The 6,931-nt window shown below is 68.3% G+C and carries 5 protein-coding genes; 1 reads left to right on the top strand and 4 read right to left on the bottom strand.

Features of this window, described 5'->3' with window-relative positions; genetic code table 11:
* Positions 1-1,713: DUF6049 family protein (locus tag IH13_RS0101180; protein WP_031080246.1), on the bottom strand; the 1,713-nt coding region annotated here is incomplete at its 3' end.
* A 181-nt stretch (positions 1,714-1,894) separates the two neighbouring features.
* Between IH13_RS0101180 and IH13_RS0101175 the strand changes: the two genes are divergently transcribed.
* A complete protein-coding gene (locus IH13_RS0101175; protein ID WP_031080244.1) occupies positions 1,895-3,337 on the top strand; it encodes a CCA tRNA nucleotidyltransferase in 1,443 nt (480 codons plus the stop codon).
* A gap of 98 nt (positions 3,338-3,435) precedes the next feature.
* On the opposite strand, the gene IH13_RS0101170 is transcribed toward IH13_RS0101175, so the two are convergent.
* The 3 genes from IH13_RS0101170 to IH13_RS0101160 form a co-directional block, all read right to left on the bottom strand.
* Positions 3,436-4,725: an MFS transporter gene (locus IH13_RS0101170; protein WP_037840634.1), complete on the bottom strand. Its 1,290-nt coding sequence runs from the start codon at positions 4,723-4,725 to the stop codon at positions 3,436-3,438.
* 132 nt (positions 4,726-4,857) lie between these two features.
* Positions 4,858-5,940 carry an inositol-3-phosphate synthase gene (locus IH13_RS0101165; protein ID WP_031080240.1) on the bottom strand — a complete coding sequence of 361 codons (1,083 nt, stop codon included), beginning with the start codon at positions 5,938-5,940 and terminating at the stop codon, positions 4,858-4,860.
* Positions 5,941-6,004: 64 nt separating this feature from the next.
* On the bottom strand, positions 6,005-6,706 hold the full coding sequence (locus IH13_RS0101160; protein ID WP_031080238.1) for a PadR family transcriptional regulator: 702 nt from the start codon (positions 6,704-6,706) through the stop codon (positions 6,005-6,007).
* Positions 6,707-6,931 lie beyond the last annotated feature (225 nt).

The following is a 6,931-nucleotide window of genomic DNA, read 5'->3' as shown; positions in this document are numbered from 1 at the left end:
CAGCGGCCTGCCGCGCCAGGACGTGGACACGGCGCGGTTGACCGAGTTCCCGAACGGGGTCACCACCCGTTCGGGCTGGGTGAGGATCACCTGGAAACTGTTGAGCGAGTCCTGCGTCGACCGGATGTCCTGGAAGGCCTGGGTGGGGAGCTCCTGGCGGCGGAGCTTCTTCGGATAGGCGGAGGCCTTGGGCACCTTGGTGGTGGCGCGGGCGTCGGGCTTCTCCCCGGCCGCCGCGACCAGGTCGAGCGGCTGGGTCCAGCGCTCGTCCGAGAGGGCCCGCAGGGCATGCGCCATCGTCTGCGCCTGGGCGGCCGTGGGCGTCCGCTGCGGGGCCACGACGATGCTGCGGGCCTTGTCGGGCTCCTGCTCGGTCAGGGCCAGCGTCTGGGCGAGGAACTTCTGGACGGCGAGGGTCGAGCTGCCCGCCTTGGCCAGGTCGCCCGTGAAGGCGGTCGAGAGCCGGTGGTCGGCGACGACGGCGGTGGTCCCGCCCCCGACGGGCCGGGCCGCGGTCGGTGTGTAGGGCAGGCCGCCGGTCTCCTCGAGACTGTCGCTCCTGGCGATGACCTTGTGCGCACCGGCCGAGGTGGCGACGTCGACGACGGAGGGATCGATCGCGCCGTCGACCGGCCAGGCGAAGTCGGTGGACGGCTTCACGTGGAGGATGGTCTCCACCGTCGTGCCCGCCACCTCGGTCGCCGTCTGCAGATGGCTGAGCGTGCCCGAGACGTTCTTGCCGCGGTGGGCGATCGATGCGAGATCGGGATCGGCGAAGGGCAGGGCGACCACCGTGCTGTCCTTCACCGCCGACTGCAGCGAGGTCAGCCACTGCCGGGCGATGGCCTGGTTCGTTCCGGCGACCGTCGTGTCGCCGGTCTTGACCCGGTAGTTCTTCGTCATGGCGTCGACCGAGGCCAGCAGGTCCGGATCGATCACCCATGTCACGGGAAGTCCACTGCCGAGCGAGACCATCTGCTCCAGCCGGCCGCCGGGAGCGAGTTCCAGGGCGAGGTCGTCGTCGGCGAAGACGGGGGTCTGCTGCTCGTCGGAGCCCGTCTCGGCCGTGACGTGCGCGGATGCGATCAGCGGCCAGAGGAAGGTCAGCTTCGTCTTGGTACCGGTGTCCTCGGGCTGCCACGGCAGGAAGGTCCGCTGAATGCCGAGTACCTGGTCGTAGGGGGCTTCGGAGGTCTGGCCGGTGAGGGACACCCCCAGCTGGTAGACGCCCTCCTCGTCCAGTCCCAGCTTGTCCACCGGGACGGTGAGGGTGAAGTCCTGGCTGACACCGGAAGCGAGCGCGGGGACCTTCAGCGTGTACGCGTCGCCGAGCGCGGCCGGGTCGCTGCCGGGCAGGTACCCGGTGCGGGAGGCGGCCTCGTCCACCGCGGAGCGACCGGACAGCCTCGGGCCGACGCGCAGATCGACCTCGGCGTCCTTGACCGTCTTCTTGCCCTTGTTGGTCAGCGTGCCCGAGATCGTCAGGGTGTCGCCTTCGACAGGCGCGCTCGGTGCGAGTGTGTCCAGGGCCACAGCGACCGTCCGGGAGCCGGTGGGTGCCTTGCCCGGGCCGACAGCCTGTGCCGGGAGGGCCGCGGGACCGGTCAGGAGCCCCGCCAGCAGGGGCACCCCGACGAGCAGGGAGGCCGTGCGCCGGAGCCACCGGCGGGCAGGGGAGGTAGTCATCCCCTGGGAGTCTGCCGCCTCGGCCACGCGTATCCGTCCCTCGTCGTCGTCGGCTGGTTCTCGGCCCTGCCGGTCTCTGCGTCCACGCATGGTAACGATGCGGCCGAGGGCTCAGTGCCACGGACTGCGCCCCATGATCGGGAGAGTCTCGCAGGGGGCCGGGAAACGATGCCGCCCGGGTCGGCCGGTGCACGTACCCTTTTCTGTTGTGCCGAACGCCAACGAAGACAACCTCAGTGCACTGAGCCAGGTGCAGCACCGCGCAGTCAGTGAACTGCTGCGGGTGTCCCCGGTCGCCGACGACCTCGCCCGCCGATTCCGGGAAGCCGGCTTCCGGCTCGCCCTGGTCGGAGGGTCGGTACGCGACGCATTGCTCGGCAGGCTCGGCAACGACCTGGACTTCACGACCGATGCGCGCCCCGACGACGTGCTCAAGATCGTCCGACCGTGGGCCGACTCCGTGTGGGAGGTCGGAATCGCCTTCGGCACCGTCGGCTCGCAGAAGGACGGCTACCAGATCGAGATCACGACCTACCGGTCGGAGGCGTACGACCGGACCTCGAGGAAGCCGGAGGTCTCCTACGGCGATTCCATCGAGGAGGATCTGGTCCGTCGTGACTTCACGGTCAACGCCATGGCCGTGGCCCTGCCGGAGAAGGAGTTCGTCGACCCCCACGGTGGCCTCGAGGATCTGGCGGCGCGTGTGCTGCGTACTCCGGGCACGCCTGAGGACTCCTTCTCGGACGACCCGCTGCGGATGCTGCGGGCCGCCCGGTTCGCTGCTCAGCTCGACTTCGAGGTCGCCCCTGACGTTCTCGCGGCGATGACGGACATGGCCGGCCGCATCGAGATCGTCTCGGCCGAGCGTGTCCGTGAGGAGCTCAACAAGTTGCTTCTGTCCCCTCACCCCCGCAAGGGGCTGGGACTGCTCGTGGAGACGGGACTGGCCGACCGCGTGCTGCCCGAACTCCCCGCGCTCCGACTGGAACGTGACGAGCATCACCGCCACAAGGACGTCTACGAGCACTCGCTGACGGTCCTGGAGCAGGCGATGGACCTGGAGGAGGAGGGGCCGGACCTGGTTCTCCGGCTCGCCGCCCTGCTGCACGACATCGGCAAGCCGAAGACGCGGCGCTTCGAGAAGGACGGCCGTGTCTCCTTCCACCACCACGAGGTGGTGGGAGCCAAGCTGGCCAGGAAGCGGCTGACGGAGCTCAAGTACTCCAACGACATGGTGAAGGACGTGTCCAAGCTCGTGGAGCTGCACCTGCGCTTCCACGGGTACGGCGACGGGGAGTGGACCGACTCGGCGGTGCGCCGGTACGTGCGGGACGCGGGGCCGCTGCTGGACCGGCTCCACAAGCTGACGCGTTCCGACTGCACGACGCGCAACAAGCGCAAGGCGAACGCCCTGTCGCGTACCTATGACGGTCTTGAGGAGCGCATTGCCCAGCTGAAGGACCAGGAGGAGCTGGACGCGATCCGCCCGGACCTGGACGGCAACGAGATCATGAAGGTCCTGGGTGTAGGCCCCGGCCCGGTGATCGGTAAGGCGTACGCCTTCCTCCTGGAGCTGCGGCTGGAGAACGGCCCCCTGGAGCGCGAGGCCGCTGTCGCGGCCCTCAAGGAATGGTGGGCGGGGCAGAGCTGAGGGGGGCGAGTGCTCATGTTTCACGTGAAACATGAGCACTCGGCCGAGAGCGCACGAGCGGCAGCTGAAGGGCGTTGTTTCACGTGAAACAACGCCCTTCAGGCTTGGGTACCGGATTCCTGGGACACCGACGCGACGCGTAGCCGGTGCGCCATCGTCACGGATACGGCGGCGTAGAGCACCGCCACACCGATCACCACGGTGACGGACCGGCCGTCCGTGGGAAGGGCCAGGGCCGCGACACCCGCCGCCGCGACGAATGCGGCGTTGAACAGGACGTCGTACAGGGAGAAGACCCTGCCGCGGAAGGCGTCGTCGACCGAGGTCTGCACTTCGGTGTCCGTCGCGATCTTCGACCCTTGTGTCACCAGGCCGAGGATGAAAGCGGCCACCAGCATCGGGGCAGGGGCGAAGGGCAGCCCGAGCGCGGGCACCAGGAGTGCGGCCACTCCCGCGCACACTGCCAGCCAGCCGTACCGCCCGAAGCGTCCGACGGCCCAGGGAGTGATCACGGCGGCCACGAAGTATCCGGCGGCGGAGAAACCCAGTGCCAGGCCGAGCAGGGCGAGCCCGTCGGACTCGCGGTCTGTCCAGGCGTAGCGGCACAGCATCAGCAGCATCACCGTCAGCGCCCCGTAACAGAAGCGCATGACCGTCATCGCGGCGAGGACGCGCGCGGCGTCCCTGCGTTCCGAGAGATGGCGGAAGCCGGCGGCAAGGCCGTGTGCGGCTGTGGCGAGGGCCTCGCGCAGCGGGAGGCGGGCCCGGTCCTGGTCCGGGCCGAGGAGTTCGCGAGGCAGGCTCAGGGAGACCAGCGCGGACAGCAGGTAGAGGGTGGCGCCCAGCAGCACGACCACGGCGTCCGAACCATCCGTCAGCAGCCTTACGGCCAGCGCCAGTCCGCCGCCCAGGGTGGCCGCCAGTGTGCCTGCGGTAGGCGAGAGGGAGTTGGCGACCACGAGCCGGTCCGCGTCCACCACACGGGGAAGCGCGGCCGACAGCCCGGCCAGTACGAAGCGGTTGACGGCGGTGACACACAGGGCCGATGCGTAGAACGCCCAGTCAGGAACGGAGCTGAGCAGCAACAGAGCGGTACAGCAGGCGAGTACGGCACGCAGCAGGTTGCCGTACAGGAAGACCTGCCGGCGCGGCCAGCGGTCCAGCAGGACACCGGCGAACGGGCCGACCAGTGAATACGGGAGCAGCAGGACCGCCATGGCCGAGGCGATCGCGCCGGGTGTCGCCTGGTTCTCCGGTGAGAACACCACATAGGTGGCGAGGGCGACTTGGTAGACACCGTCGGCCGACTGCGAGAGAAGCCGCACGGCCAGGAGACGGCGGAAGTTCGTCAGGCGCAGGAGAACGCCCAGATCACGCACGACAGGCATGTGGGCAAGGGTCACACACGCGAGGGGTCCCCGGGCGGGTGGAATGCCCGGGGACCCCTCGCGTGCTGCGTCGACGGAGCGTCCTCGTCCGTCATCCCGATCGCGGTGAGGCGGATGCCGTCACCGGTGGGATCAGTGCTCGGCGTCGCCGTTGATGAACTTCTCGACGTTCTCGCGGGCCTCGTCGTCGAAGTACTGCACCGGCGGGGACTTCATGAAGTAGGAGCTCGCGGAGAGGATCGGGCCGCCGATGCCGCGGTCCTTGGCGATCTTCGCAGCGCGGACGGCGTCGATGATGACACCGGCGGAGTTCGGGGAGTCCCAGACCTCCAGCTTGTACTCCAGGTTCAACGGGACGTCACCGAAGGCGCGGCCCTCAAGGCGCACGTACGCCCACTTGCGGTCGTCCAGCCAGGCCACGTAGTCCGAGGGGCCGATGTGGACGTTGTCCGCACCCAGCTCACGGTCACGGATCTGCGAGGTGACGGCCTGGGTCTTCGAGATCTTCTTGGACTCCAGGCGCTCACGCTCGAGCATGTTCTTGAAGTCCATGTTGCCGCCGACGTTCAGCTGCATCGTGCGGTCGAGGATGACGCCGCGGTCCTCGAAGAGCTTGGCCATCACACGGTGCGTGATGGTCGCGCCCACCTGGGACTTGATGTCGTCACCGACGATCGGGACACCGGCCTCGGTGAACTTGTCCGCCCACTCCTTGGTGCCGGCGATGAAGACCGGGAGGGCGTTGACGAACGCGACCTTGGCGTCGATGGCGCACTGGGCGTAGAACTTCGCCGCCACCTCGGAACCCACGGGCAGGTAGCAGACGAGGACGTCGACCTGCTTGTCCTTGAGGATCTGGACGACGTCGACCGGCGCCTCGGCGGACTCCTCGATCGTCTCGCGGTAGTACTTGCCCAGGCCGTCGTGGGTGTGGCCGCGCTGGACGGTCACGCCGGTGCTCGGCACGTCGGCGATCTTGATGGTGTTGTTCTCACTGGCGCCGATGGCGTCCGCGAGGTCGAGGCCGACCTTCTTCGCGTCGACGTCGAAGGCGGCGACGAACTCGACGTCACCCACGTGGTAGTCGCCGAACTGGACGTGCATCAGGCCGGGCACCTTGCCGGCCGGATCGGCGTCCTTGTAGTACTCGACGCCCTGCACCAGCGAGGCGGCGCAGTTGCCCACGCCGACGATGGCTACGCGAACCGAACCCATGCGGATTGCTCCCTGTGTGTTCTCTGTGTTCCCCCGGCGAAGCCGTGCGGTCCCGAGGGGGGTGTCACTTGGTGTCGTCGGACGGATCCGGCCGGGTGTTGTCCCCGTGCCGGGGCAGGCCGCCCGTCTCTCCTGATGTGTCCTGCTGAGTGGAGCCCTCGGGCGAGGATCGGCGTTGATCCCGTCCCGACCGCTCGCTCTCGATGAGCTCGTTCAGCCAGCGCACTTCGCGCTCCACGGACTCCATGCCGTGCCGCTGCAGCTCAAGCGTGTAGTCGTCGAGCCGTTCCCGGGTGCGGGCCAGCGAGGCGCGCATCTTCTCGAGGCGTTCCTCCAGCCTGCTGCGCCGGCCTTCGAGCACCCGCATCCGCACCTCGCGCTCCGTCTGACCGAAGAAGGCGAATCGAGCCGCGAAGTGCTCGTCCTCCCAGGCGTCCGGACCGGTGTGCGACAGCAACTCCTCGAAGCGCTCCTTACCTTCTGCCGTCAACCGGTAGACGATCTTCGCGCGGCGCCCTGCCAGCGAGGACGTGGGGGCGACCCCACGGGGGCCGGCGGGCGGAGTCGTCGGATCGCTGCCGGTCTCCTCGATCAACCAGCCGTTGACGACCAGTGTCTTGAGGCAGGGGTAGAGCGTGCCGTAGCTGAACGCGCGGAAGATCCCCAACGAGGTGTTGAGGCGTTTGCGCAGTTCGTACCCGTGCATCGGGGACTCGCGGAGCAGGCCGAGCACCGCGAATTCGAGGATGCCGGAGCGTCTGCTCACCTTCGCGTCCTCCTTCGTCTGGTGCTTCCGCTGAGCTCGTGAGCCCACCTTATGCCGTGCTGATGTATCGACTCGATACATCAGCACGATAGATCGGTCCGTGATGTTCGACAAGAGGGGCATTCGTGAGCGGCGTCACATTGATGATTCGTAGAGAGCGACTTGCGTTGTTTGGGGTGAAGTTCGGGCCCGGGAGGCTTTTGACCGTGCGTAGTCTGTGCGGCA

The organism is Streptomyces sp. NRRL WC-3549 (genome assembly GCF_000721935.1).
Lineage (GTDB): Bacteria > Actinomycetota > Actinomycetes > Streptomycetales > Streptomycetaceae > Streptomyces.
The sequence above is the reverse complement of the archived record's forward strand: the minus strand, read 5'-3'. Positions and strand labels throughout refer to the sequence as shown.

Bases quoted from the DNA above. Each gene is read 5' to 3' on its own strand.
- IH13_RS0101165 (WP_031080240.1), bottom strand. From the start codon at position 5,940: ATGGGTTCGGTTCGCGTAGCCATCGTCGGCGTGGGCAACTGCGCCGCC.
- IH13_RS0101170 (WP_037840634.1), bottom strand. From the start codon at position 4,725: ATGCCTGTCGTGCGTGATCTGGGCGTTCTCCTGCGCCTGACGAACTTC.